Source organism: Thalassospira sp. ER-Se-21-Dark, assembly GCF_017922435.1.
Taxonomy (GTDB): domain Bacteria; phylum Pseudomonadota; class Alphaproteobacteria; order Rhodospirillales; family Thalassospiraceae; genus Thalassospira.
Genome location: NZ_VDEZ01000001.1, coordinates 1,593,705 through 1,619,701, shown reverse-complemented (window position 1 = coordinate 1,619,701; position 25,997 = coordinate 1,593,705). Strand labels below are relative to the sequence as shown.

General features: G+C 54.9%; 22 protein-coding genes and 1 tRNA gene. 10 read left to right on the top strand and 13 right to left on the bottom strand.

Going from position 1 to position 25,997, the window contains the following annotated elements; genetic code table 11:
• Nucleotides 1–139: 139 nt before the first annotated feature.
• Nucleotides 140–1,627 carry a sensor domain-containing diguanylate cyclase gene (locus FHI25_RS07445; RefSeq protein ID WP_210516380.1) on the top strand — a complete coding sequence of 496 codons (1,488 nt, stop codon included), beginning with the start codon at nt 140–142 and terminating at the stop codon, nt 1,625–1,627.
• Nucleotides 1,628–1,715: 88 nt separating this feature from the next.
• On the opposite strand, the gene FHI25_RS07440 is transcribed toward FHI25_RS07445, so the two are convergent.
• The 3 genes from FHI25_RS07440 to FHI25_RS07430 all read right to left on the bottom strand — a co-directional run bounded on the left by FHI25_RS07440 (nt 1,716) and on the right by FHI25_RS07430 (nt 4,835).
• On the bottom strand, nt 1,716–2,723 hold the full coding sequence (locus FHI25_RS07440; protein ID WP_008889118.1) for an aspartate-semialdehyde dehydrogenase: 1,008 nt from the start codon (nt 2,721–2,723) through the stop codon (nt 1,716–1,718).
• Nucleotides 2,724–3,051: 328 nt separating this feature from the next.
• Complete coding sequence (locus FHI25_RS07435; RefSeq protein WP_008889117.1) at nt 3,052–3,240, bottom strand: DUF3012 domain-containing protein; 189 nt, start codon at nt 3,238–3,240, stop codon at nt 3,052–3,054.
• 137 nt (nt 3,241–3,377) lie between these two features.
• Nucleotides 3,378–4,835, bottom strand: coding sequence for a TrkH family potassium uptake protein (locus FHI25_RS07430; protein WP_246878928.1), 1,458 nt, complete (start codon nt 4,833–4,835; stop codon nt 3,378–3,380).
• Nucleotides 4,836–5,053: 218 nt separating this feature from the next.
• Here FHI25_RS07430 and FHI25_RS07425 point away from each other — a divergent pair, with 218 nt between their 5' ends.
• The 3 genes from FHI25_RS07425 to FHI25_RS07415 all read left to right on the top strand — a co-directional run bounded on the left by FHI25_RS07425 (nt 5,054) and on the right by FHI25_RS07415 (nt 6,927).
• Nucleotides 5,054–5,770, top strand: coding sequence for a thermonuclease family protein (locus tag FHI25_RS07425; protein ID WP_210516378.1), 717 nt, complete (start codon nt 5,054–5,056; stop codon nt 5,768–5,770).
• A gap of 83 nt (nt 5,771–5,853) precedes the next feature.
• Nucleotides 5,854–6,312 carry an ArsI/CadI family heavy metal resistance metalloenzyme gene (locus tag FHI25_RS07420; RefSeq protein ID WP_210516376.1) on the top strand — a complete coding sequence of 153 codons (459 nt, stop codon included), beginning with the start codon at nt 5,854–5,856 and terminating at the stop codon, nt 6,310–6,312.
• A 6-nt stretch (nt 6,313–6,318) separates the two neighbouring features.
• Nucleotides 6,319–6,927 carry a sigma factor gene (locus tag FHI25_RS07415; protein WP_210516374.1) on the top strand — a complete coding sequence of 203 codons (609 nt, stop codon included), beginning with the start codon at nt 6,319–6,321 and terminating at the stop codon, nt 6,925–6,927.
• A gap of 21 nt (nt 6,928–6,948) precedes the next feature.
• Here FHI25_RS07415 and FHI25_RS07410 read toward each other — a convergent pair.
• The 4 genes from FHI25_RS07410 to FHI25_RS07395 form a co-directional block, all read right to left on the bottom strand.
• Nucleotides 6,949–7,022 (bottom strand) — tRNA-Gly (locus FHI25_RS07410).
• Nucleotides 7,023–7,116: 94 nt separating this feature from the next.
• A complete protein-coding gene (locus tag FHI25_RS07405) occupies nt 7,117–8,184 on the bottom strand; it encodes a PQQ-dependent sugar dehydrogenase (protein ID WP_349237977.1) in 1,068 nt (355 codons plus the stop codon).
• Between the two features lie 152 nt (nt 8,185–8,336).
• Nucleotides 8,337–8,816, bottom strand: a complete 480-nt coding sequence (gpt, locus tag FHI25_RS07400) for a xanthine phosphoribosyltransferase (protein WP_008889111.1) — start codon at nt 8,814–8,816, stop codon at nt 8,337–8,339.
• Between the two features lie 161 nt (nt 8,817–8,977).
• Nucleotides 8,978–10,531: a tetratricopeptide repeat protein gene (locus FHI25_RS07395; RefSeq protein ID WP_210516372.1), complete on the bottom strand. Its 1,554-nt coding sequence runs from the start codon at nt 10,529–10,531 to the stop codon at nt 8,978–8,980.
• A gap of 459 nt (nt 10,532–10,990) precedes the next feature.
• On the opposite strand from FHI25_RS07395, the gene FHI25_RS07390 reads away from it, so the two are divergent.
• Nucleotides 10,991–12,649: a HAMP domain-containing methyl-accepting chemotaxis protein gene (locus FHI25_RS07390; protein ID WP_210516370.1), complete on the top strand. Its 1,659-nt coding sequence runs from the start codon at nt 10,991–10,993 to the stop codon at nt 12,647–12,649.
• Nucleotides 12,650–12,721: 72 nt separating this feature from the next.
• Here FHI25_RS07390 and FHI25_RS07385 read toward each other — a convergent pair whose 3' ends face one another.
• The 3 genes from FHI25_RS07385 to ubiE are packed head-to-tail and all read right to left on the bottom strand — an operon-like array spanning nt 12,722 to nt 15,539.
• On the bottom strand, nt 12,722–13,162 hold the full coding sequence (locus tag FHI25_RS07385) for a GNAT family N-acetyltransferase (RefSeq protein WP_210516368.1): 441 nt from the start codon (nt 13,160–13,162) through the stop codon (nt 12,722–12,724).
• A 27-nt stretch (nt 13,163–13,189) separates the two neighbouring features.
• Nucleotides 13,190–14,752 (bottom strand): 2-polyprenylphenol 6-hydroxylase, encoded by a 1,563-nt coding sequence (gene ubiB / locus FHI25_RS07380; protein ID WP_063085686.1) that lies wholly within the window; start codon nt 14,750–14,752, stop codon nt 13,190–13,192.
• 13 nt (nt 14,753–14,765) lie between these two features.
• Entirely contained in the window at nt 14,766–15,539 is a 774-nt protein-coding gene (ubiE, locus tag FHI25_RS07375; protein ID WP_063085689.1) for a bifunctional demethylmenaquinone methyltransferase/2-methoxy-6-polyprenyl-1,4-benzoquinol methylase UbiE, read from the bottom strand.
• Between the two features lie 156 nt (nt 15,540–15,695).
• Between ubiE and FHI25_RS07370 the strand changes: the two genes are divergently transcribed.
• The 3 genes from FHI25_RS07370 to FHI25_RS07360 all read left to right on the top strand — a co-directional run bounded on the left by FHI25_RS07370 (nt 15,696) and on the right by FHI25_RS07360 (nt 19,935).
• On the top strand, nt 15,696–16,340 hold the full coding sequence (locus FHI25_RS07370; RefSeq protein ID WP_210516366.1) for a phosphoribosylanthranilate isomerase: 645 nt from the start codon (nt 15,696–15,698) through the stop codon (nt 16,338–16,340).
• A gap of 109 nt (nt 16,341–16,449) precedes the next feature.
• Nucleotides 16,450–17,442 (top strand): ion transporter, encoded by a 993-nt coding sequence (locus tag FHI25_RS07365; protein WP_210516364.1) that lies wholly within the window; start codon nt 16,450–16,452, stop codon nt 17,440–17,442.
• Nucleotides 17,443–17,670: 228 nt separating this feature from the next.
• Complete coding sequence (locus FHI25_RS07360; protein WP_210516362.1) at nt 17,671–19,935, top strand: anthranilate synthase component I; 2,265 nt, start codon at nt 17,671–17,673, stop codon at nt 19,933–19,935.
• A 140-nt stretch (nt 19,936–20,075) separates the two neighbouring features.
• Here FHI25_RS07360 and FHI25_RS07355 read toward each other — a convergent pair whose 3' ends face one another.
• Nucleotides 20,076–20,693 (bottom strand): RNA methyltransferase, encoded by a 618-nt coding sequence (locus FHI25_RS07355; RefSeq protein WP_197146504.1) that lies wholly within the window; start codon nt 20,691–20,693, stop codon nt 20,076–20,078.
• 275 nt (nt 20,694–20,968) lie between these two features.
• On the opposite strand from FHI25_RS07355, the gene FHI25_RS07350 reads away from it, so the two are divergent.
• A complete protein-coding gene (locus FHI25_RS07350) occupies nt 20,969–21,166 on the top strand; it encodes a CsbD family protein (RefSeq protein ID WP_008889101.1) in 198 nt (65 codons plus the stop codon).
• A gap of 140 nt (nt 21,167–21,306) precedes the next feature.
• Nucleotides 21,307–21,504 (top strand): DUF1289 domain-containing protein, encoded by a 198-nt coding sequence (locus FHI25_RS07345; RefSeq protein WP_210516360.1) that lies wholly within the window; start codon nt 21,307–21,309, stop codon nt 21,502–21,504.
• Here FHI25_RS07345 and FHI25_RS07340 read toward each other — a convergent pair whose 3' ends face one another.
• Together FHI25_RS07340 and FHI25_RS07335 are read right to left on the bottom strand one after the other, a co-directional pair.
• Nucleotides 21,505–23,472, bottom strand: coding sequence for a HAMP domain-containing sensor histidine kinase (locus tag FHI25_RS07340; RefSeq protein ID WP_210516358.1), 1,968 nt, complete (start codon nt 23,470–23,472; stop codon nt 21,505–21,507).
• Entirely contained in the window at nt 23,465–25,699 is a 2,235-nt protein-coding gene (locus FHI25_RS07335; RefSeq protein WP_210516355.1) for an EAL domain-containing protein, read from the bottom strand. The genes FHI25_RS07340 and FHI25_RS07335 overlap by 8 nt, the downstream gene beginning before the upstream one ends.
• Between the last annotated feature and the right edge of the window lie 298 nt (nt 25,700–25,997).

Below are 25,997 nucleotides of genomic sequence, written 5' to 3'. Positions count from 1 at the left end.
TTGATCAGAATCATTCGAATATAATCGCCGGTTTCTTTTGGTTTTTTCCTCATCGCTCAAAGAACGCAAACCTGCCTGTATTTGATATTGTGTCGTGCAACATGGCGCGCTTTCCCCTAAATTAGCCGGACCAAAAACGATGAGTTCAATCATCGGTGCCTGCCTTGTGACTATCCTTGGGGAGCTTCCCGTGTGGGGAAAGAAATTATACTTCGCGATCATTCTGTGTGTTCTGCTGGCGGTCGGGTTTCTGACCACGAGTTTTGTAAGCTTCTATGTCGCCCGGGATTCTCTTGAAGAACAGATTTCCGAAAGCACGCTTCCGCTGACCAGCGACAATATCTATTCCGAGATCCAGCGCGATCTGTTGCAGCCGATCTTCATTTCCTCGTTGATGGGCCATGACACGTTCGTTCGCGATTGGGCGCTTTCCGGCGAAAACGATCAGGAACGGATCACCAGGTATCTGGGCGAAATTCAATCGCGCTTTGACACGATCACGTCCTATTTCATCTCTGAAGAAACCCGGAACTATTATCACCCGACCGGCGTGATCAAACAGGTCAGCGAAGATGACCCGGCCGATGGCTGGTATTTCCGCGCACGCGACGGGAAGCAACCATACGAGATCAATATCGACCATGACACGGTTGATCGGTCGCGCCTGTCGATCTTTGTCAATTATCAGGTACGTGATTATGACGGCAATGTCATCGGCATCACCGGTGTTGGCCTGGCCGTCAGTTCGGTCACCAATCTGATCGAAACCTATCAGGCACGCTATGGCCGGACGATCTATTTCATCGATACCGAAGGCCATGTCACACTACGCGGCAGCGGCTTTGGCGATGCCCACAGCCTGCAGGAACGGCCGGGCATGCGCACCCAGGCCACCAAAATCCTGACCTCGCCAGGCGCGTCGATCAGTTACGAACATGGCGGACACACCTATTTCGTCAACAGCCGCCTGGTGCCTGAATTCGGTTGGCTTCTGATTGTTGAACAAAGTGACTATTCATCAGATGCGCGTCTTCAGAACACCCTGTTCATCAATATCGCGATTTCGTTGCTGATTACGATCGTGGTCGGGCTGATCGCCTTCCTGACCGTGCGCAATTATCAGAAGCGCCTCGAAGAACTGGCATCGCGCGACAAACTGACCGGCACGTTTAACCGACAGGTCTTTGACATGATCTTTGATCAGGCGGTTCAGAACGCAAAACGGCAAAAATCGGTGCTGTCGGTGATGTGTTTTGATGTTGATGGCTTCAAGGAAATCAACGATGGTTATGGCCATCCGGGCGGAGATGCGGCGCTTCGCGAAGTTCTGACCATGGTCCGCCAGAATGTGCAGGACTCCGACGTGATCTGTCGCTGGGGCGGGGATGAATTTGTTGTTCTATTCCCCGGAAAGGATCGCAAGGAAGCCATGACAAAGGCCCGTGAACTTGCCGACTCTGTCCGCAATGCACCGGTCCGTTTCGGGCGTGATCATATTCCGGTCACCATCAGTGCCGGGATCACCGAATATCGCGATGGCGAGGACCTTGATACCTTGATGGCCCGTGTTGATAACGCGCTTTACACCGCCAAGGCATCCGGCCGCGATCATATCTCCCTGTCCTGATCGGTCGGGCCGCGACCAGATACAAAACACCCCCGGCAGAATGGTCTGCCGGGGGTGTTTTTTTTGTTTAGTGCGCTTCGGTGCGCGATCAGTCGGCGATAGATGCCTCAGCGATCTGAACCGCGTTAAGCGCAGCACCCTTAAGCAACTGGTCACCGGCAACAAACAGTTCCAGACCATGATCACCAAAGATCAGGTTGGTACGAATGCGGCCAACTTCGACGTCATACTGTTCGGTCGCGGTCAGCGGCATCGGGTATTTGTTGTTTGCCGGATCATCGACAAGTTTGACACCCTTGGCCTTTGCCAGCACTTCACGGGCGGCCTCCGGGGTGACAACCTTTTCGGTTTCAACCACGATGGCCTCGGAATGGGTGCGTTCGGTCGGAATACGAACCGCGGTGCACGATACCGGAAGATCCGGCGCACCAAAGATCTTGCGCGTTTCCCAGGTCACTTTCATTTCTTCACGGGTATAGCCGTTGTCCTGGAAAGTATCGATATGCGGGATTACGTTAAACGCCAGCGGCGATGAAAACACTTCCGCCGGGACCGGCTTGCCAGCAAGACCAGCCGCCAGACCTTCGCGCAGTTCGTTCATGCCAGGCTGACCGGCACCCGATGCGGCCTGATAGGTCGAAACGATCACCTTCTTCAGGCCAAAGGCCTGATGCAGCGGCCACAGGGCGACTGCGGCAATCGCCGTGGTGCAGTTCGGGTTCGCGATCAGTTTCGCCGTTTTGGCAAGGTGACCATTGATTTCCGGCACGATCAGCGGAACATCGTCATTCAGACGGAACGCCGAGGAGTTATCAATCACCAGCGCGCCTTCGGCAATCTTGGGCGCATATTCCTTGGCGAAATCACCGGAAACAGCAAGGAAGACAATGTCGCACTGCTTGGCTTCTTCAACAGAAAACAGCGCGACGGTCTTAGTGCCGAATTTAGTCTCCACGGTCTTGCCCGCTGAACGCTCTGACGCGAACAGGGTGAGTTCACCCACAGGGAACTTGCGATCAAACATTACATTGATCAGCTCGACGCCAACCGCACCGGTTGCGCCAATGACACCGACATGGAGATTTTCGGCACTCATAATAGTTGTCTAACCTCGCAATAAATTTGTTGTCATATTCGACTGCCGCGATCATTCGCGGGCCGCGCATTATAAGGATTAATCAAGGTAACGCAAATGTACCTTGCTGCATTGCATTCATGCGCGGTTCTGATTGGGTAAAAACGCACCGGACAACAGATTGTTCCATGGCGATTTTAAACGGGCGGACATAAAAAATCCGCCCTTCAACAGTACCACCGCCAAGCAGACGTCAAAGGGCGGATTTAGCCGCCATAAAGACGACATATCCAGACTATGAAAGAGAATCGGCTGATCGTTTTAATGTCCGATCAGGCGAATGCACTGATCACATCAGGCAATGTTTGGCGAAATCGGTCGCCTCGTTTGCTGTCCAGTCGCCCTTCGGCTTTTCCTTAAGGTCATTGCACCATTCCTCGCTGCCCACCTCGGGCGAGCATGCGGAAACAGCACCGGCCAGGAATAGGACCGCAAGGGCCCCGGCGATTTTGGTCGTGATCGTTTTCTGCAGTTTCATGTCCGTGTCCACTGTTTGTGTGTTTGTTATTAACGCTACAAACTTATACACGGCGCGAAAATGACGCAAAGTAAACCTTCGGTCTGTGGCAACCGTCACAGACCAACAGCAACAATCGACAAAATGAAAATCAGGGATCAGTCACGCCAGAAGGACGGCATCAACAGCACAAGAAGCGTCTCGAACTCAAGACGGCCCAGAACCATGGCAACATCCAAAATCCACTTCGCGGAATCCGGCAAGGACTGGAAATTGCCCGCCGGTCCGATGATATTGCCAAGCCCCGGCCCGACATTGGCAAGTGCTGTTGCGGCCGCACTCATCGAGGTAATCAGATCAAGCCCCGTCAAACCAAGGGCAATCGTCACCGCAATATAGCTGATGGTCAGAAGAAATACATAAACAGTGACGGCGTTATAGATGTCGGATGTGATTTCGTGGCGATCAATGCGGCTGACCACCACGGCAGACGGGCTACGCAGGCGCATGAAATGGGCACGAAGCCCGGTGAACACGACATACAGGCGAAACATCTTGAACCCGCCCGATGTTGATCCCGAACAGCCGCCGATAAAAGTCGCAAAGAAAAACAGCATGACCGCGGCGGGGCCCCACAACAGGTAATCCCCCGATGCATAGCCCGTGGTCGTAATCACCGACACAAGGTTGAACGCCGCCATGGTCAGCGACCGGAAGAACCCGTCATCTGAAATCTGCAACAGCCGCAAGGTCAGCAAAAATGTAAAACCTGCAATAATCAGGCAGAACAATCTGATTTGCTGATTGCCGATCACCGCCTTGATCGCCCGTTTGCGCAAGAAAACCGCATAGGCGGTAAACGGCAAACCGCCAAAGAACATGAACAGGATGGCAATCCAGTGCAGCGACAGGCTGGTGTCAAACTTGGCAAATGAAAGGTCCGACGTGGCATAGCCACCGGTCGACAGTGTCGTCATGCCGTAATTGATCGCATCAAACCATCCCATGCCAAAGATGCGATACAGCACAATGCACACCAGGGTCAGAACCGAATAGATCATCACGATCTGCAGGCACATATCGCGCATGCGACCACTGAGTTTTTCGGATCGATCCGAACTTTCCATCTGGAAAAGCTGCATGCCGCCAACCCGCATCATCGGCAAAAGGGCCAAGGCGGTCACAATGATCCCGATCCCGCCCAGCCACTGCATGATCGATCGCCAGATCAACAATCCCGGCGGCAATTCATCCAAACCCGACAGGATGGTTGATCCGGTCGTCGTCAGACCCGATACGGTTTCAAACACCGCATCACAGAAACTGATTTCAAGCGATGAATACCAAAGCGGCAAGGACCCGGTCAGGCTGATCGCAATCCATGACACCACGGTCAGGACATAGCCCTGACGTGCTGTCACACGCGGACCGATATCAGATCGGCAGGCAAGACACGCCATACCGCCAAGCCCGATGGTCGTGATCGAGGCTTGGGCAAAAATTTTCCAGTCCGGATTGCCATATGCAAGATCAACAGCAGCAGGCACCATCATCGATATACCGATGATAATGACCATAACCCCGACAACGAAAAAGATGGGTTGCAGACGGAACAAGCAAGCTTCCCTGACAGCAAAAGACAAACCCGCTTGTAGCGCCAATTGACAATTGATGCATCCGGTTATTGTGCATGACACCATTGATGGCAATTCCCGCTGCCCGCCACCCACCCGACAAGGGCGTCATCATTTTGCCGTTCTTTTTGCTTGTTCTTTTGCCATGACCGTTGTGTCATTCTTACCAAATACTCACCCCGCAGATCTTTGAGGCCAGTGTGAAACGCGTTACCCGCCTGATCATCCTTCTTGCCATTCCGGCCTTGATTGCCATTGGCCTTCACTGGCACAGCGCCCCGGTCCATGCGGCTGACACCACGTCCCAACAGGCCGATCCGGCCGGACTGGAAGCCAGGGGCCGCGATGTTCAGGTGATTGACGGCGATACCATCTTGATTGCCGGTCAGGTGCTTGATATCGCGGGCATGGATGCGCCGGAACTCGGCCAGCAATGCCTGCATAACGGCAGTTTCTGGGACTGCGGCATGTCTTCGGCCATGCAACTGCGCAAATATTTCGCCATGGCGCCGTTTGATGTCCATTGCTGGCCCGGTGATCAGGAACGCGCTGGCAAGGCCGGTGATTTCCCCATCGTCGAATGCGGCATCGGCGAACGCGATGTGGCGGCGGCAATGATCAGCGACGGTGAAGCCCTGCCGATTGCGGGCTATTCCCATCGCTATGACCGGCTGTCGCGCGATGCCGACAATGCTGGCATCGGCATCCATGGTGGCGATATGATTGCCCCGTCTGACTGGCGGGTTGGCAAACGGCTTGACGGTGAAACCGGACGCTGCCTGTTCATCGCAGATGGCAAGGGCAATTACCTCAGCACCCTTGATCCGCGCTTTGCCGATTTTGCCTCAGATACCAAAATCTGCAGCGACGAAGAGGCACGCGACATGAACCTGAACTATCTGCCGCCATCACCTTAATCGGCCCTTTTCATCGGCAGGTGCATCTTTTGGCGTCTTCGCGCGTCTTCCTGTTTATCGCTTCGATCAAACAGGAGAATAAGATGCGACTGCAACTTGCCTTGAATGTGAAAAACCTTGACCGTGCCGTTGCGTTTTACAGTGAAATGTTCGCAAGCCCGGTGCACAAACAACGGCCGGGATATGCCAATTTCGAAATTGAAAACCCGCCGCTTAAACTGGTTTTGTTCGAACACCCGGCAGCAACCGAAAACCTGAACCATATCGGTGTCGAATGTCTGAGCGAGCAGGCGTTTGAAACCGCGTCAGCGCGGCTGCATCAAAGTAATCTTGTCACCAGCGACGTTGCTGAAACCGGATGTTGTCACGCAAAGCAGTCCAAGTTCTGGGCAACAGGACCGGACGAACTTGACTGGGAGTGGTATCGTATTCTTGACGATGCGCCACATGACCAGTCTGGCGATCAACAAACGTCCGGGGCTGGCTGTTGTGGCCAACAACCGGGCAAGGAATTGCAACCAGATCAGGTGTGCTGCGCGTAAAGAACCATGAAGTTTGCATCGACACATCATACAAACTCAGACTGGCAGGCCTTGCAAAAAGGCCTACGCAGTTTTGTCTATCACCGCCTGCCCCGGGACGCGGTCGACGATGTTGTTGCCGACATCCTTGAAACGATCATCCGCAAAAAATCGGATCTTCGCACGGCTGCTAATCCATCTGCTTGGATTTATGCCGTCGCACGCAGCAAGGTGGCGGACTTTTATCGGCGACAGCGGCGCGAACATACCGCACTTCAGACCCTTAATACCGATCCGACCCTGTTAAACCATGACGAGCCGCACGACAAACCCGGTTTGCATGACTGCGTGATGGGTTTCATCGGTCGACTGAGCGAAACCGACCAAACCGTTCTTGAAGAAATCGACATTAACGGCACACGGCAAACCGATTTTGCCACCCGCAATGCCATCGCCCTTCCCACGGTGAAGTCACGCGTCCAACGCGCCCGAAACCGTCTGCGCGATCGGTTGATTGCCTGTTGTCCGGGTGATGACCTGGGCAACGGAGGCAACAGTGAAGATGTCGGTGACGATGCCACGGCCTGCAATGGCGCATGCCAAAATACAGGCGCCTGTGCGCCGGACCGGATGTGATGATGTCTGTGGGAAAAGGCTTGGAGCGGGTGAAGGGAATCGAACCCTCGTATGCAGCTTGGGAAGCTGCCGTTCTACCATTGAACTACACCCGCGAAGCGCGCGATTTATAGCCCGCTTTTCCGATCAACGCAAGCCGGTCCCATCCAGATCCATCCAATTAATTGCCCGACCAAATACCGGAAAACGTTAGCCTTCCGGCACCATGCGCCAGATCGCACTGGCATGGTCATCGGAAATCAGGATCGATCCGTCGATATAGTGTTTCACATCGACCGGACGCCCGATCACTTCGCCATTGCTGCGCAGGAAACCAACAAGGAACGGGTTTTCTGTCACCGGTTTGCCATTGATGAACTCGACCCGGACAACCTCGTACCCATCGGGAATTGTGCGGTTCCAGGATCCATGCAGCGCCACCAGCGCATCGCCGCCATCGAAGGTGAAGCCAAGCGGCGCATTATGGGCATTAAAGGTAAATTCCGGGAAAGTGACTTCTTCTGGCACCGCTTCATCGGAAAATTGCGGGCTTCTGGTGTCGTTCCCCGCATACCACGGATAGCCATAGAACTGGCCAGACTGGCTGGCGCGATTAAGTTCCTCACGCGGGATATTATCGCCCAGCATATCGCCGCCATTATCGGTAAACCAAAGCTCGTCGGTTTCCGGATGGAAGCTCAGCCCGACAGAATTGCGAATGCCACTGGCGTAAATATCCGGTGCCCCGCCATTAACCGGGATGGAAATGATGGTGCCTTCAAGGCCGCTGACCTTGCAAATATTGCACGGTGCCCCGACCGCAACAAACAGGCGGTCGCCATCCGGTGACAGGGCGGCATAGCGCCAGCCATGATGGCGTTCATCGGGCAGATTGGTAAACAGGATCCGCGGGCGACCAAGGGTCTCGCCATCAAAATTAGCAAGATCATAGGACACGATGCGGTGTTGATCGGCGACAAACAGGGTCCCGGGTTTATAGGCAATCCCGTTGGCCAGCTTGAAGTCATCGGCAATCAGATTGACGTCCTCGGCGACGCCATCGCCATCCTGGTCGCGCACGAAATAAAGGTTCGGTCCGCGCGTCCCGACAAAAGCGCCGTTAAGTTCCGGGGCGACCGCAATCGTCCGGGCGTTGCTGACCTCGGCAAAGACCGAAAGGCGATATCCGCTTTCAGCCGTTAACATCGATTGAACGCGTGCCAACCGTTCGGAAACCTGTTGGGCTTGGGCTGAGAGACTTAGCGCCGTCACAGCCACGGCAGAGATGCCCCCCAAAACACAAACGCCCGGCCCATCGGCGAGCGGTGTGCAACTGGCGACGGAAGTCCGGGCGTAAATATTGGGTCATCCTGCAATCTCCTTGTCTGGCAATCGGCCTCAAAGGGATACGGACAGTTTCCCGAGGCAGATTAACGAACGCGTTCAGAGATCGGGGCGTTGACCGACAGTTCCATGTCCCAGGGGAAGTAAATCCAGGTATCCTGTGAGACTTCGGTCACAAAGCTGTCAACGATTTCACGGCCAAGTGGCTTGGCATAAACCGTTGCGAAATGCGCATGCGGCAGTTTTTCGCGCACAGCCTTGGCGGTTTTGCCGGTATCGACCAGATCATCAATGATCAGCATATCGGTGCCGTCACCCTTGATATCTTTCAGCCATTCCAGATCGCCACGCGTCTTGTCAGAGTAGCTGCGTACGCACACCGTATCAATAAGGCGAATATCAAGTTCGCGGGCAATGATTGCCGCCGGTACAAGACCGCCACGGGTGATTGCCACGATTCCCTTGAACGGGCCTTTTTCCAACAGTCGCCATGCAAGTGCACGGGCATCGCGATGCATCTGTTCCCAGGAAACCGGGAAACCTTTGTTATAAGCAGCTTCGCTCACAAGAATTCTCCTGCGCCAGATCGGTTCGCCAAATGAATGTGCCCAGAGATTACCTAAAGGCGTCACCCAAAGGCATCACCATCCAGACCCGCATTCCACAAAATTAAGCCGCTTAACTACGCCCTGTTGGGCCCGAAGGCAAGTATTCGCTGGCAGCGTTGTTACTGCGCGTTCATCCGCGCTTGCAGCAGGGTTGAAAAATCACTGCCGAGTTTCTGGATCGCCGATGACCAGTCGCCGGGATTGTCCTGACGATAGATCCGCAAGGTCGGATACCACGGGCTATCTGCCCGATGCACCATCCAGCGCCAGTCGGTGGTGTAAAGCTGCAACATCCAGACCGGTACGCCAAGCGCGCCTGCCAGATGGGCGGGTGAGCTGTCAATCGTGATCACCAGATCCATCGCCTGCATCAATGCGGCACTGTCGCCGAAATCATGAATATGATCGCCAAGGTCGGTGACAAAGGCATGCAGGCCAAGCTTGTCGATATCTGCCCGGCGATCATCAATCTGGAAGCTGTAAAACGCTGCCCCCTTGGCCGACAAAATCGGCAGCAAGGTTTCGAGCGGGCAGGACCGATCCCGCGGATTAAGCTTGCCCGCCCAGATCAGCCCGACCTTAAGCACCGTCCCCGGCGGCGGTGCCAATCGCGCACGTTTGCCCTGCGGCGCGGAGATGTAGCTATCGGTCGAGATTTTCTGAAGCTCTTTGGATCCGATGCCCATCACATGCGGCAGGCTTAAAAGTGGCACATGCACATCAAATTCCGGAAGCGGCCGGCCCTTTTCCACAATGGTACCCACACCCGAAACGGTCTTCATGATCGGGATCAGTTCCTTGCGGCATTCAAGGATCACATGTGCGGCCTTTTGAGCCACCAGCGGCACGAAGCGGGCAAACTGGATCATGTCGCCAAAGCCCTGCTCGGCCCGCAGCAAAATGCGTTTGCCGCGAAGATCAGCCTTGCCATCCCATTCGGGCGCTGTTTCAAGCGGCCGGATCGGATTATCGGCAAGTTTGCGGCGCGTCTCGTACCCCGCCCAACCTTCGGCATAGTTGCCAAGCGCAAGATGCGCCAGCGACTTGTCCCAGTTGGCATCGACATAATCGGGATCAATCGCAAGCGCACGCTCGAAATAGTCAAGCGCCTCTTCAAAGCGGTTCATATCGCGATACACAAGGCCGGTATTAAACGTATGCGACTTCACCGTGTCATCGAGTTCAAGCGCCTTGTTGTGCGCAACAAGTGCCTCGTCAAAGCGCATCATTTCGCGCAGGCAATTGCCCATATTCGACCACAAGCCGGCATTGCCGGGGCGCAAGTCTGCGGCCCGTCGATAGGCAATGAGGGCTGCCTCGAACTTCTTGCTGCGACGAAGCGCCACGCCAAGGTTGTTCCACACATCCGGTTGATTGGGGTTCTGGCGAAGGGCCGTGCTGTAAAGGCGGATGGCATCATCAATCTGGCCGGCCTGATGGGCAGCAAGACCGCGTTGAAACAGATCACTGATCACCTGGCGGCGCTGAACCGCGGCATCACCATTTTTGGCCGACGGCATGCTTTGATCGCTGCTGACAACTTCTTCGGTTTTCGCGGTGGCATCCTTGGCCGAAATCACCGGATCATCCTGTTTGGCCGCCACGTTGTCCGCAGACGGCTTTGATGCCTTTCTTGCCGGTCGTTTTTTGCGCGTTGTCGCCGCTTTCGCCATTCCTGTTCCCCCCGGTGCCTTTGCCCTCATCTGGCAAAAGCCATCGCCCCCGTTAAAGGCATTTCCCACAGACTGACCACGGCACTGACCGCCCGATTCGGCGGCATGTGGCCTTTCCTGCACAAAGCATAATTTACCAAAAAAGCCTTACCAATAAGTGGATTTATTCATTTGGTTTTATGGAAATGGAATATTCACCACGCCCATCGTTTCTTGTTTCAGTAATTTTACCAGATGGGGTAGCCTCAACCGCATAACAACAAACCAGAATGTAGTCGCCATACCTTTGTGCCTCATTACGGAAAAATAAACGCACGAATTGGTCACTGTGAACATCACACAGGGCAACAATTCGTCACAACGTGACTGTCGGTAACATGATCGGAGCTTCAGGCCGATCACCGACATCAGATCTAGGGATTGGGTTAATTCTGCCTTTGAAGGATTGGGAGACCGTAAATGGCCGAACCTAAAAGATCCGGTGCCTCCGTCGGACGTAAAGTGATTTTTGTGATTGTGGGACTTCTCGTCGTTGGTTTCGCCGCGATGATGACCATCCAGACCGTCTCGCAACGCAATGCCATGATCGAAATCATGTACAATGAATCGGTCGAAAAAACCGAAATGCTGTCAACTGCGGTTCAGCCGGGCTTCATCGCCATGGACGGCGCATCGGTCGAAAAGGAATTCCGCAAGATAACCGACAAGGAAGGCTCGCAGCTGGCAAGCCTGATCGCGGCAAATCCTGATGGTGATGCCATCGGGACCTATCAGTCAGAAACACTCAAAAAGCATGAGCTGGCATCCCTGATCGAGCCATATCTCGGGCAGCTTGAAAACAAGGAAGTCATCAGCTTCATTTCCGAAGATGCCGTGATCGTCGGTGCCCCGATTACCAAATACTCCAAGCGCCGCGACGAAGATCAGTATCGTGGCATGCTGGTTACCGCCTGGTCACTTGATCGCGTCAATGCCGAAGTCCAGCAGGCCGTTATCATTCAGGTCGCCCTGGCTGCGGCCATTCTGGTGGTTCTGCTCGGCGTCACATGGTTTGTCCTGCGCCATCAGATCCTGACCCCGATGGTTAAAATCAATGGCGCGATGCGGTCGCTTGTCGATGGCGAACTGGATGTCGATATCCCGGGCCTCAAGCGCAATGACGAAATCGGCGAAATGGCCTCATCGGTCGAAATATTCAAGGAAAACGCCAAGCGCGTCGCCCAGCTTGATCGTGAACGCGAACAGGAACGCGAACGTGCCGAGGCCAAGCGTCGCGAAGCCATGGCGGCCCTTGCCGGCCGGTTTGAACAAACCGTCATGGGTGTGGTCGATGGCGTATCTGGCGCATCTGGCGAAATGCAGGAAGTCGCCCAGACGATGGTGGCCGCCGTGCAACAAAACGAAGCCGGATCACAGGCAGTGGTCGCCGCGGTTGAGCAGGCCAATCACAGTGTCGAAACCGTCGCAAGTGCGGCCGAACAGCTTGCTGTTTCGATCCGCGATATCAGCGCGCGGGTAAATGAAACTTCGAACATCACTGCCAATGCCTCGACCGAGGCAAACCGGGTCAACGAAATGGTTCAGGGTCTTGATGTCTCGGCCCAGAAAGTCGGCGAGGTCGTCCAGATCATTCAGGCAATTGCCGAACAGACCAACTTGCTGGCACTTAACGCCACCATCGAGGCCGCCCGTGCCGGTGATGCCGGCAAGGGCTTTGCCGTGGTCGCCAACGAGGTCAAAAACCTCGCCAATCAGACCGCGCGTGCGACCGAGGATATCTCCGAACAGATTTCCGGTATTCAGGGCTCGACCCAGCAGGCGGTTGGCGCGATTGACGGGATCACCGGCATTATTGCCAACCTGAATGACATCGCGTCCGAAGTGGCGGCTGCGGTCGAAGAACAGGGTCAGGCAACCACGGAAATCTCGACCTCGGTTCAGCAGGCCGTTCAAAGCACGCAGGAAGTGTCCAACCACATCCGCGAAATGCAGGAAGCCGCCCGCCAGACCGGCGAAGCCGCCCATCAGGTATTGGGCGCGTCTGACAAGCTTAACAGCCAGTCGGGCACGCTGCGCGGTGAGGTTGGCAACTTCCTTAATGAAGTGCGCGCAAGCTAAGCGTCATCTGGCTTAAAGCCAAAAAACGCCGCCCGGTTATCCGTGGCGGCGTTTTTGTTTTTCAATGTGGTCCTAGCGTAATGGATCGCGGTCCCGTGCGTCCTCATCAAGACGCATCATCATCATATCGTCGAGATCGGCATAGCCATGCAAACGATAAAGCGGCTGCATGTCCGCTGTCGCCAGAAGCCAGCGTTTCACACGCTTTAGTTCCGGGTGACTATGCAACGCATCGATCATTTTGGCGGCAATGCCCATGCGGCGATAATCCGGATCGACAAACACATCGGCAACATAGGCAATGGCGATCTGATCGCTGACCACGCGCGCAAAACCGACCTGACGGCCATCGCAATAGGCGCCGACAGGAAATGACATCTCGACAGATCGGTCAAACTCACCGCGCGTCCGCCCGGCGGCCCAATAGGACGCAGCGATAAAATCATAGCAATACTCAAGATCGATCCGTGACCGATCCAGGCTGATTTCAATGGTTTTGTCGCCATCTGCCATCTTGGTCGTCCCACAAAACTGATCTAGTTATTTCAGGTAAACCGCAACAGCCAGTGCCGCAATCGCCACCCACATCACAAGGGATTGGCGCGAAAAACCGCTAGGTTTGCTTTGTCCGTTATTTGGCTTGCCACGCATGGCGGCAACCGTGTCGGGATGCAGGCGTAAACCCTGATCGGTAAAGACGGCGGATGCCTGTTCTGCGGCTTCGATCACGCGCGGCAGTCGGCGCAACATGGTGCCCGCCTGAAGGGTGGCTTCCTTGATCTTGGCTTCCGGACCAAGGTTTTCACGCATCCAGTCTTCGATCAGCGGACGCGACAATTCCCACATATTCTCATTCGGGCTGAGAATACGCGAAAGCCCCTCGGCAACGATCATGGTTTTTTGCAGCATCAAAAGCTGTGGCTGTGTTTCCATGCCGAACTGTTCGGTAATCTGGAACAACTGCCCCAATAACCGCCCGACGGAAATATCGGCCAGTTCCTTGCCCAGGATCGGCTCGCCAATCGACCGGCAGGCCTGCTGAAAGTTTTCAAGCGACTGGTTGCGCGGCACATACCCGGCTTCGAAATGGACCTCTGCCACGCGGTGATAATCACGCGTCAAAAAGCCCAGCAGCATCTCGGCCAGATACAGGCGTGTCTGTTTGTCCACCCGGCCCATGATGCCGAAATCAACCAAACTCACCCGGCCATTTTCATCAACAAACAGGTTGCCCGGATGCATGTCGGCATGGAAAAACCCGTCGCGGAAAACCTGTTGGAAAAATGCCCCGGCCGCCTTGGCCAACAAGTCGGACCGGTCAATGCCCATGCGATCAAGGGCTTCGACATTATCAATGCGCACACCCTTGACCCGTTCCATGGTCATCACGTGTTCGGCGGTGCGTTCCCAATCGATCTGCGGGATGTAATAGGTCGGATCGTCTTCGAAATTTTGACGGAATTCCGATGCCGCGGCCGCCTCGAAACGCAGATCCATCTCAAGATGGACACTGTCTTCAAGCGCCTTGACCGTTTCAATCGGTTTAAGACGACGCAGACGCGGCTGGGTCAGTTCGACAAGTTCCGCAATCCAGTAAAACAGGTCCATATCGCGCGCAAAGCGATACCGGATGTCCGGGCGCAGGACCTTGACCGCCACTTCGCGCCCGTCGGTCGTGGTCGCAAAATGCACCTGTGCGATGGATGCGGCGGCAACGGGCGTTTCATCAAATTCGGCAAACAGCACGTCAAACGGCTCGGCCAGTTGTTCGGTGATGATGCGTTTGGCAACCTTGGCCGAAAATGGCGGCAGGCGATCCTGAAGCGACGAAAGGTCGGCGGCCACATCATCGCCGATCAAATCGGATCGGGTCGCCAGAGTCTGGCCAAGCTTGATAAAGGCCGGGCCCAATTCCTCAAGCGCACGGGCCAGTCGTTTGCCCGGTGGCAAATCAGACCGGCGCGAAAACGGTGCGGTCAGGCGAGCCAGAAACGCCACAAGTTTCCCCCCCGGCACAAGGGCAAGTGGAAACAACGCATCATAGCGCGCCAAAGTGCGCGCCATGGCAAGCAGGCGAAAGCTGTTACGAATAAAACGGATCATGCGTCAAACGCCCTTATATCCGCCAACCGGAATGAATGGCCGCAATCCCGCCAGACAGGTTGCGGTATTTTACCCGCTCAAAGCCGGCAGCCCGGATCATGGATGCAAATGTTTCCTGATCGGGGAACTTGCGAATGCTTTCCGCCAGATACTGATAAGCTTCGCGATTGCCCGCAATAAACCGGCCGATTTCGGGCAAAAGCTTGAATGAATAGGTATCATACAGCTTGTCAAACCCCGGCACGACGACCTTGGAAAATTCAAGACACTGGAACTTTCCACCCGGACGCAGGACGCGATAGGCTTCTGAAAGCGCTTCTTCAATGCGGGTCACATTGCGAATGCCAAAGGCGATGGTATAGGCATCAACAGATTGATCGGGCAGCGGCAATTTCTGCGCATCACCGACCGTCCAGTTGATGTTTTTCAGGATCCCGTGATCAACCGCGCGGTCGCGCCCGACATGGAGCATCTCATAGTTGATGTCACAGACCGTGACAGAGCCACCACCATTCTTCAGGAAGCGAAACGCAATATCACCAGTACCCCCGGCAACGTCGAGCAACTTCATGCCCGGACGCGGCTTAAGCTCGTTGATGAAGCTGTCTTTCCACAAGCGATGCACACCACCGCTCATCAGATCGTTCATCAGGTCATATTTCGACGCAACAGTGTCGAAGACCTCGCGCACCATGGATGCCTTCTGGCTTTCGGGAACATCACGAAAACCAAAGTGGGTTGTGTTTTCGCCGGTTTCGCCCGCGGCAGGGTCTGTGTTCTTGCTCATGGCCGGGAAAATAGCGCAGCAATGATTATCCTGCCAGTGGAAAGCCACGACAAAACGCAAATATCCTGTTGGATCGTGGTCATTTCTGTTAAGTCAATCTGACGCGACAACCATTTGTCGCCGAGATTAGAGCGACGACAAGAACAGGATGCCCCGATGACCTGCATGGTAAAAATCTGTGGAATTAACAGCGAAGATGCCGCGATTGCAGCCATGAGTGCCGGGGCAGATGCGCTTGGATATGTCTTCTTCCCGCCAAGCCCGCGCCATATCTCGCTTAAGGGTGCCAAGACGCTCACCGAACGGGTCCCCAACAGCATCTATAAGGTTGGCCTGTTTGTCGAAGCCGGTGACGAGGCACTTGAAAACGCGATCAAGGCGGGCAATCTCGACGTCATCCAGCTTCATGGCAAGGAAAGCCCGGAACGCGTGGCCGAGGTCAAGGAACGCTTTGGCCTCAAGGTCATGAAGGCCATTTCGGTCAGCACCGCAAACGACATCGAAAACGCCAAGAAGAACTATGACGGCATTGCCGATTTTCTGTTGTTTGATGCCAAACCGCCCAAAGACAGCGTCCTTCCCGGCGGCAATGCCGTGTCGTTCGACTGGACGCTTCTGACCGGTCAAAACTTCCAAAGCAACTGGATGCTGGCTGGCGGACTTGATCCCAGCAACGTCGCAGAGGCCGTGACGATTACAGGTGCCCCGTGGGTTGATGTGTCATCCGGTGTCGAACGCAGCAAGGGGGTCAAGGACCCGCGCAAAATCTCGGCCTTCATCCAGGCGGCAAAAGGGTACTGATCCCGCTGAGCAACTGCGATCAGAGCTGATTTAACCATTTCTGAAATGATTGGGCGCAAAACTGCCCGGGCAATAGTGCACTCCATTGCCCGGACCGAGTACGCGCGACATGAAACCGACCCTTCGATCAAGAACCCAGAAGCTTCTGCACGGTGTTGACCGGGAGTCGCGGTTTTCGCTGTTTGTGCATCTGGTTCTGGCCAGCGCGATCATCATCAATGTCGTCTCGGTGATCTTTGACTCGGTCGAAGCCTTTGCCGAACGCTATTTCATTCTGTTTGCCACAATCGAGATCGTCTGCACGCTGATCTTTGCCATCGAATATGGCCTGCGTGTCTGGTCCGCCCCGGACAATCCCCGTTTTGCGGGCACATTCGGTCGGCTGCGCTATATGCTGACGCCGATGGCGTTGATTGACCTTCTGGCGATCCTGCCGATCTTCCTGTGGTTCTTTACCAGCATTGATTTGCGCTTTATCCGTATTGTCCGGTTGCTGCGCCTGTTGAAATTCACCCGCTATTCCACCGGGCTGGAACTGATGATGCTGGTATTTCGCCAGCAGATGGGCATTTTCGGTGCCGCCAGTGCCGCCCTTGCCTGCATGCTGGTTTTCAGCGCCGGGGCGATTTACCTCGCCGAACACGAAGCCCAACCTGAACAATTCTCCAACCTGCTTGATGCGCTGTATTGGAGTGTCATTACGCTTGCCACGGTTGGCTATGGCGATGTTGTGCCGATCACGCCGTTTGGCAAATTCCTTGCCAGCATCATCTCATTGACCGGCATCGGGATTGTCGCCGTGCCGGCCGGTATTCTGGCGTCGGCCTTTAACGCCGAACTGCGCAGGCGCGAAGCCGAATATCGCCATCAGGCCACCCGGCAATTGATGGGCAAACGCCTGACTGAGCGGGTCCGCAACAAATTGCGATCCCATCAGGAAGAACTCGGCATCAGCGAAGAACAGGCCCAGTCAATCATCGAGGACATCCGCGATGTCCACCGCAATGAAAGCGATGAAATCCTGACCTGTCCGCATTGCCATCAGCCGCTTCATCTTGAACTGCACGACACCGAAACAACACCCACGCCGCAAAAGTCTTGACGCCCGGTTTTTTTGGGCACATGGTTGAGCCATGAAAACACACGGCATGAACCAGACCCGCATTGCAAATCGTTGGTGGTGGCTCGCTTAAGCGGGCGGCCAAAATTCGTGCCCTAAACATACCGGCCGCCTCATTCTTGCAGGCGGCTTTGTGTTTTCAGACTTCTTCTTCCTTGTCTAAAGATCACATGGCTCCTGCAGCGCTTGGCCCACACAGGAGTAAAAAACGTGACGACCCCGACAAGCCAAACCGGCATTTCCACTGACAGCAGCGAATACCGCTACACCACCGATGGCGGTGTTTCGGTCATCCGCCGCATGACCGAAATGCCCTACGAAAACGCAACCGAAGGCCTGATTGATGCGCTTGATGCCACCAAGGGCGTGTTGCTGTCTTCAAGCTATGAATTTCCGGGGCGCTATTCACGTTGGGATATGGGCTTTGATGCCCCACCACTTGAAATTGTCGGGCGCGAACGCGGCTTTGCCGTGCATGCGCTTAATGATCGCGGTCGGGTGTTGCTTGATGTCATTTCGGTTGCCCTTGAAAACCATCCCCATGTCGAAAGCCTGACCAACGGCGAAGACGGGCTTTATGGTGTGGTCAAAAAACCCGCCGCCTGGTTCCCCGAAGAAGAACGCAGCCAGCAACCCAGCCTGTTTTCGGTTGTGCGCGCACTGCGTGATCTGTTCGGGCACAAGGGCGATGAACGTCTTGGGCTTTATGGCGCCTTTGGCTATGACATCGCGCTTCATTTCGAACAGATCAATCTGGCACAAGACCGCCCGGCGGACCATAAGGACATCCACCTGTTCCTGCCCGATCAAATGGTTACAGTCGACCATGCCTCGCGCGTCGCCACCCGGTTTGATTATGAATTTATCGCCCCCGATGGCCGCAGCACCGCAGGGCTTGAACGCATTTCACAACCCCACCCGCCATCGCGCGGCAACAACGCCGCCATCGAAAACGACATGAAACAGGGCGAATATGCCGCCATTGTTGACGATGCCAAGCACCGCTTTGCCCGTGGCGAATTGTTTGAAGTCGTGCCCAGCCGCGTTTTCCGCACCGCTTGCGATGTCAAACCGTCGGAAATTTTCCGCCGTCTAAAGCGCCGCAACCCCGCCCCCTATGGCTTTCTGATCAATCTCGGCGACGGTGAACACCTGATTGGCGCATCGCCCGAAATGTATGTCCGGGTCAAGGGACAGCGTATCGAAACCTGCCCGATCTCCGGCACCATCGCGCGTGGCCGCGATGCGATTGAGGATGCCGAAAATATCCGCACATTGCTGAACTCGGCCAAGGAAGAATCGGAACTCACCATGTGTACGGATGTCGATCGCAACGACAAGGCACGTGTCTGCAAACCGGGCAGCATCCGCATTCTGGGCCGTCGTCAGATCGAAATGTATTCGCGTCTGATCCACACGGTCGACCATGTTGAGGGTCGCCTGCGCGACGGGTTCGATGCGCTCGATGCCTTCCTGACCCATTGCTGGGCGGTCACGGTCACAGGAGCCCCAAAACGCGCCGCCATGAAACATATCGAGGCCGTCGAACGCAGTGCGCGCGCCTGGTATGGCGGGGCGATTGGCGCTGTTTTGTGCAATGGCGATCTGAATACCGGCCTGACGCTGCGCACTGTGCGTCTCAAACAGGGTGTCGCCGAAGTCCGTGCGGGTGCGACGCTTCTGTTTGATAGTGAACCGGACGCCGAAGAAGCCGAAACCGTCCTTAAGGCATCAGCAATGATCGATGCCGTCACCCGTGATGCCAAGGATGAAGTCACCCTTGATCCGACGGTTTCAGGCGTTGGTAAACGCGTGCTTCTGATCGATCACGAAGACAGCTTTGTGCAAAACCTTGCCAGCTACATCCGTGCGACGGGTGCCGAGACGCTCACACTCCGTCCGGGCTTCCCCGATCAGGCGTTTGAGGATTTCAAACCTGATCTGGTGTTCCTGTCACCAGGCCCCGGGCGGCCTGATGACTATCACCTGCGCGACAGCATCGAACGCGCCCTTGCGGCCGGCTTGCCGGTGTTCGGGGTTTGTCTGGGTTTGCAGGGGATTGTCGAATTCTTTGGCGGATCCCTCGGCCAACTTGTCACACCGATGCATGGCAAACCGTCAAAGGTGAAACTCGATACAACCGATCCGCTGTTTGATGGCCTGCCCGAAGACATTGTTGTCGGACGCTACCATTCCCTGTTTGCCAAGGCGGCTGAAATGCCAGCCGACCTTACGGTCACGGCGCGCAGTGACGACGGGGTGATCATGGGCATCCGCCACAAAAGCCTGCCGATCAGTGCCGTGCAGTTCCACCCCGAAAGCCTTTTGACCCTTCAGGGCGAAGTCGGCATGCGCATGATTGCAAACCTTCTGCGCAACCCGCATGGCCAGCGCCCCGATGACAAGATCGAAGACCCCGAACAGGACGACACGACAAACAAGGAAGATACAGCGACCGATCACAAGGCCGCCTGACCATCACCAAACACCCTGATCTGCGTGGCGTGCCAAGCCCCCCTGTCAAGGCACAGCAAACCGCAGATCACACACAGCAACGGCCGTGCTCCTCCCTCGCGGCCGTTGCTTCTTTATATTTGGGCATTGGGTTGCGGTAATCAGGCATCGTCATCATCAAGCGAACCGTCGATTACCGAGTAATCGGGCGGCGGGGCCTGACGGAATTTTTCCGGGTCACCCTTGCGCTTGTCGCGCGTGCGCGAAATCCAGCCGCCGTAATGGGCTTCGGGCTTGGGTTCGGTCGGCGCACCGGCACGTACCGGGCGCGGCGCAAACCGGCCCAGATTGATCACCCGGTCATACATCACGATATTGGCGGCAATCGCCACATTGACACAAAAACTCATCGGGATCTTGATGATGAAATCGCATTTTTCCTGCATTTCATCTGACAGGTTTCCGCGTTCTGGACCCAGGATATAGGCCGCTTGCGACGGATGCTTGAAGCTTGGCAGTTCAATCGCATCAGGTGTCAGTTCGACCCCCACCATGCGGCAGCCTTGCGGCAGGAACAGGTTTTCGTGATCGGGGAAATGATAGTAGGGCATCTGTTCGCCCGACTTCGATGTATCGGTGATGTTGGAGCGTTCCTCACGGAAATCTGCATCCACCGTAAACGCAAAACTTGCGCCAAAGGCATGGGCAGAACGAAACAGGGTGCCCACATTCAAAGGCTTGCTTGCCCCTTCAATTCCAATCCCGAAATAGCCGCGCATATCTTCCTCCGTGCCGCACCAGACAGCCGGTCTCGGGCCGGTGCGAAAACAACTCCATAAAAAGAACTGTAGGGGGCTATAGCGCCCCGGACACGATATGGCAAGCACACCACGGGCAATGCTGCCACCCGTTGATGCAACCGGTTGCCCTAACCGAATGCCTTAACCGATCTGGCAAAACAATTTGGAACAACACCGCTGCTGCTTCGTTGATTCTAGCAAAGGGCACAACATCCCTTGGTCGAGCAAACCGTCAACCAAAACAGGAGACGACAATGAATTGGGACCAAATCGAAGGACGTTGGAAACAGCTTACCGGTGACGTCAAAAAACAGTGGGGTCGCCTGACCGACGATGATGTCGATGCCATTGATGGCCAGCAAGACAAACTGGTCGGCAAGATTCAGGAAGCCTATGGCATTCAACGCGAAGAGGCCGACCGTCAGGTCCGCGAGTGGTTCAATCGCCTTTAAGTGATTTGATTTAAGCCATAACCGGCCATTCCCCCATTCGTTTCGCGCGCAGCCCAAGATCCTCCCCTTGATTGCTGCGCGCGAAACTGCTTTTTATGGGCCTGAGATTTTTGTTATCCGCTTACAGGCCAAATATCATCATGCCCGTCAAATCCCCCTGCATTGGCACTTGTGTGCTTGATCCGAAATCGGGCTATTGCATGGGATGTTATCGCACCGGCGATGAAATCGGTTCCTGGATGACCATGAGTGACGGCACCAAAAAACGCGTTATTTCCAAAGCCCGCCAACGCCGGGCTGATCACAAAGACGCAGCCCTTTCCCCCTGTGCAGACTAATTAACCCGATTGGGTCATTTCCAAACCGGCCGGGCTTATCGGCGCTTCGTCCTTGACCGAAAACGGGCTTTCTTGGGCGCTGTCACGGATCGGAGCGGTTTTGGGCAAGACAATCTGAAACACGGTCCCGGATCCTGGAACAGATGAAATCTTGATCTTCCCGCCAAGGGTGTTTTGCACCACGTTCAAAATGATCGCCAAACCAAGCCCGCTGCCCCCGGTTGACCCGTCAACCGACCAGAACGGCTCGAAAATCTTGTCGTGATTTTCCGGCGCGATACCAATGCCGTTATCTGCAATTTCAAGAAGGAAATTGTCAGCATCTCGTTCGCTTAACCGGATGCTGATTTCGCCTTTTTCGCGGCCGACAAACGCATGTTGATGGGCATTCATGATCAGACTGAGGATCACCTGATCAATCGCGTCGCTGTAACTGTCGAGATGTGCCGAGGGCGGGAGAACTGCCGTCAGTTTAATGCCTGTCTTTTTGAACTGATTGCGCAATGTGGCAACCAGATCAGAGATAACCTTGCTCAGATCGAAACTGCGATGAATGTGGACAGTCTGATCCGTGGCTGTCTGGTTGAAATGTTTCAGCAATTCTTTGGTCCGGCCGATATTTTTCTGAACAATCCGGTTACCATCAATAAGCGCATTGATCATCTCAGTGCGTTCTTCGTCGAAATCCCCCGCCGTGATCAGGGATTGCTGCAAATCCTGCAGATCATCGGCCATGGTCGTCGTTACCGTAAGGGCATTGCCAAGCGGGGTGCGCATTTCATGCGATACGCCGGCCACAATCCGGCCGAGGGATGCCATCCGCCCCTGAACCAGCAAATCCTTGGTCAAAAGTGCCTGCAGTTCTGCGGTTTGTCGCCGCCGCAACATAAGATATCCGATCCCGCCTGAAAGCGCCCAGATCAGCACCAGAACAAGGCATACAAAGATCACCTCCAAGGCTTTGTTTCCCGCCCAGACCTGATAGGCGGGCGAACTTGCGACAATATGGTACCTGGCGGATTCTGATCGCATGCTGCCACTTGTAAAACTGCTCAGCATCCGTTCAATCGGAAGGGTTTCGACCTCGTAAATACGGCCCGCATATTCAAAGCCACCTTGCGCTTGCACGGATTTTATCCGTTGCCAAAGTTGCGGGTCCACCTGCGCAACCGAAGCATTATGTTGCAGCATAAACCCCCAGTTTCGCCCGTCCTCTGCCCCGGCCAACCAGTATCCATCCGGATTGACAAGCTCGGTTCGTGTCACACCGTTAAGTGCCGTTCCATACGCCACCAATGGCGCACCCATATCCAGATTAACAATCAGATAGCCGACAACGCTTTCATCGATCCCGCTGATCGGTGCGACCAAGCGGGTCGTCGGACGCCAGGGTACTTCGATCTCGCCATTTTCAACATTCAGATCAAGCCTGCTGACATAGACTTGGCCGGGCCGTAAAGATCGCGCGGCTTCGATATAATATCGATCCGATTTATCCTGTAGTTCGTCTTCCGGGGTAACAATCACCTCATTACCGCGCGCATCTACCCGGACGGCTTCCATGCCAGACGGCAAAACGATACGAAGTTGACTGAAACGTTGCACTTCGCGGGCCAGGGATCTGAAATATCTGATGGTTGCCTCGGGCTGTGTTTCAAATTCCTGTACCGCCGGATGCAGGATCGACAGGTTCACGGTCTGGATGGCGGTCTCATACCATTGCTGCAGATCTGCCGCCCGATGGGTGACGTCAACGACCAACCGACGTACGGTCTGTTCGTCTTCACGACTTGCTTCAAGCGTGTGCCAGAATGTCATCAAACCGAAAAAGATCAGCATCCCGCAGACCGCAAGAATACTGGTGACCCGCCAGAAATAACCGTCCTGATGCCAACGGGATTTCCGGCCTTCCACCAGTGGCAAGGCATGGTCCGTCACAGATGGCGAATTTTGCTGCCCGTCAACCATTGTCAGACCGCCCGTCGTTATCGTGGCTTTTCACCCATTCGACAAATTTTTCCGGGGGGAGTCCGGGGCTGTAGAGGAAACCTTGCGCAAACTGAATGCCAAGATCCTTGCAAATTTCTTGCTGGTCGGCGGTTTCTATACCCTCTGCAACTGCTTCGATACCAAGGGTTTGCGCAATTCTTGCCGCAGTTTCGGCAACCTGACTGGCATATCCGCCTGCCGAAAGGCCGCTGATGAAGGACTTGTCAATCTTGATGCCGCGCACCGGCAAAATATCAAGGTGATTGAGCGACGAATATCCCGTGCCAAAGTCGTCCAGCCAAATTTCAAATCCCTGGCGTGCCAGCTTTTGAACACAGGCTGTTGCCTCACCATCATTGGTAAAACGCTGGGTTTCGGTGATTTCAAAACCGACGGTTTCCGGACCAAGCTGACGTGTTCTACAAGCTTCAATCAACCGGTTAATGAAGTCGATATTGTCAATATCATTGGCTGCGAGATTAATCGCAGCACGCAGAGGCTGAAGACCCTGTTGCCTGAGCATTGCGTTCAAGTTTGTAACCGCCTCTAGGCACTGTAAAGTGATCTCGCCGCTTAGTCCGGCGCGCTCGGCAACCGGGATAAACCGACCGGGGGAAACCGGTTGTCCTTCATCGATCCAACGACACAGAACCTCGCTACCGATGACGGCACCGGTCTTGAGACAGATTTTGGGTTGGAAGACAAATGTCAGTTTTCGATCCCGCACCGCTTCACGTAACTTGCCAACCATCTGCAGCGCATTTTGAACTTCATCGGCCATTGACGGCTCAAACTCAGCCGTGCCACCCGGGGCCCTCTGCTTTTGTTTCAGCAATGTCAGCCTTGCTGCGCGCTGGATGTCGCTGGCACGGCGGCCTTGCGGGTTGCCGCGCACAACGCCGATGGTTCCGCGGACCACCACCGGGCTCCCGACCACTTCGAACGTCTCGTCAAAAATTTCTTCAATGGCTGAAACTTCGACTGTTCCGGTACTGTCAACAAGACCAAGCGTGTATTCCCCGACGCGCGCGACCAATACATCTTCTCCGACAACCGAACGCAGCCGTTCATAAACCGCAGTGATGACCCGATCGAAGTAATTCACGCCAAATGCAACGCAAAACTGTGCGGCATCTTCAATCGCGACCATCGCAACAATTGCCGCGTCACTGCCATTTCGCGTCATATGCATCAGTTCGCGATCAAACGCATTTTGATTGGGAAGTCCGGCGCGCTGATCGACAAATGCCAGCTCCGCCAACTCTGAAATCAAGGCCAGATTGTCAAAACAGATCGCAAGATTTGTGGCAAACACCTCAACCAGAACGATATTTTCCGGGCTTAAGACCTGATCATGGACGAAATAGATCAACAATCGACGTCCGGTGTCGCTTCGATGGCTAAACAGGATCTTGTTGCCGGAAATGACCGGTGCCGTACCGTTATTATCCCCTGCTGAAATCAGATCATGATCGATGTCTTCGACATCCGTAAGTCTTTTGCCGACATGGGATGCAAACCGCCCGATACCGGAAAGCACCACAAGGTTATCTTCCTGATCAGGTAACTCGGCAAGCGCGCAGACACCACCTTCCGGGCTAACCCGCAGGATGGCTGCAAGCTGGGTTAAAACCCCCTCGGCAAAAATATCGATACTCTTGTTTTGATAAAGGTACTGGGTGCCCTCGATCACCATTTCCAGACCGGCGCGGGTTCCCTTAAGCGCCCTGACATAATCAACCGTCCGGATCGCCGTTGTCAGCGACGTGACAAGACGGGTACGGGTCAACTCGTCCTTGGACCAGTAATCGTCGATCTCGTAATCGCGGATGACCTGTTTTTCAGGCGCATCACCTGGATAACCGGTTCGTAAAATGATGCGTTGCTCACGATATCCTTCGGCGCGGAGTTCCTCGACCAGACGCAATCCGCTATCTAGTCTCTCCATCACAACGTCAAGCAGGATGACCGCGACGTCGGGTGTCTGACGCAGAAGTTTAAGCGCCTCTTCTGCCGAAAAAACATGAATCAGCTCAAGCGGTCGGCCAAGAATCTGCACCCTGCGTAGCGCGAAGTCAGTCGCCTCATGTACGTCATTGTCATCATCGACCACGAGAATGCGCCACGTCCGATCACCCTTAAGCTCATCGTACGTGTTAGAACCTGCCTTTAACGGCCAGGTTTCCGACATAACTGGCTCAATCAACGTTGTATCCTTTGTTCAATCGCGCCGCTGACAGACGAAATCCGTTTCCCAGACCGCCAATTGTTTTTCTGCGCGCACCAGATCGGTGACACCCATTTCCCTCAAAATGGATGCGAACGACCTTGGCAGTCTCCCCGAAACCTCTCGCTAAAATTCATCACAACAACACATGCTGATATGCGATATGGGATCACGCAAAACGGATTACAGCCTTGTGAGCGGCAATTTTCGAGCCCATTTGTCGTCATATCGTCCGTCACGCGATCCTATTACCAAAGGTGCGTACGCGATTGATTTT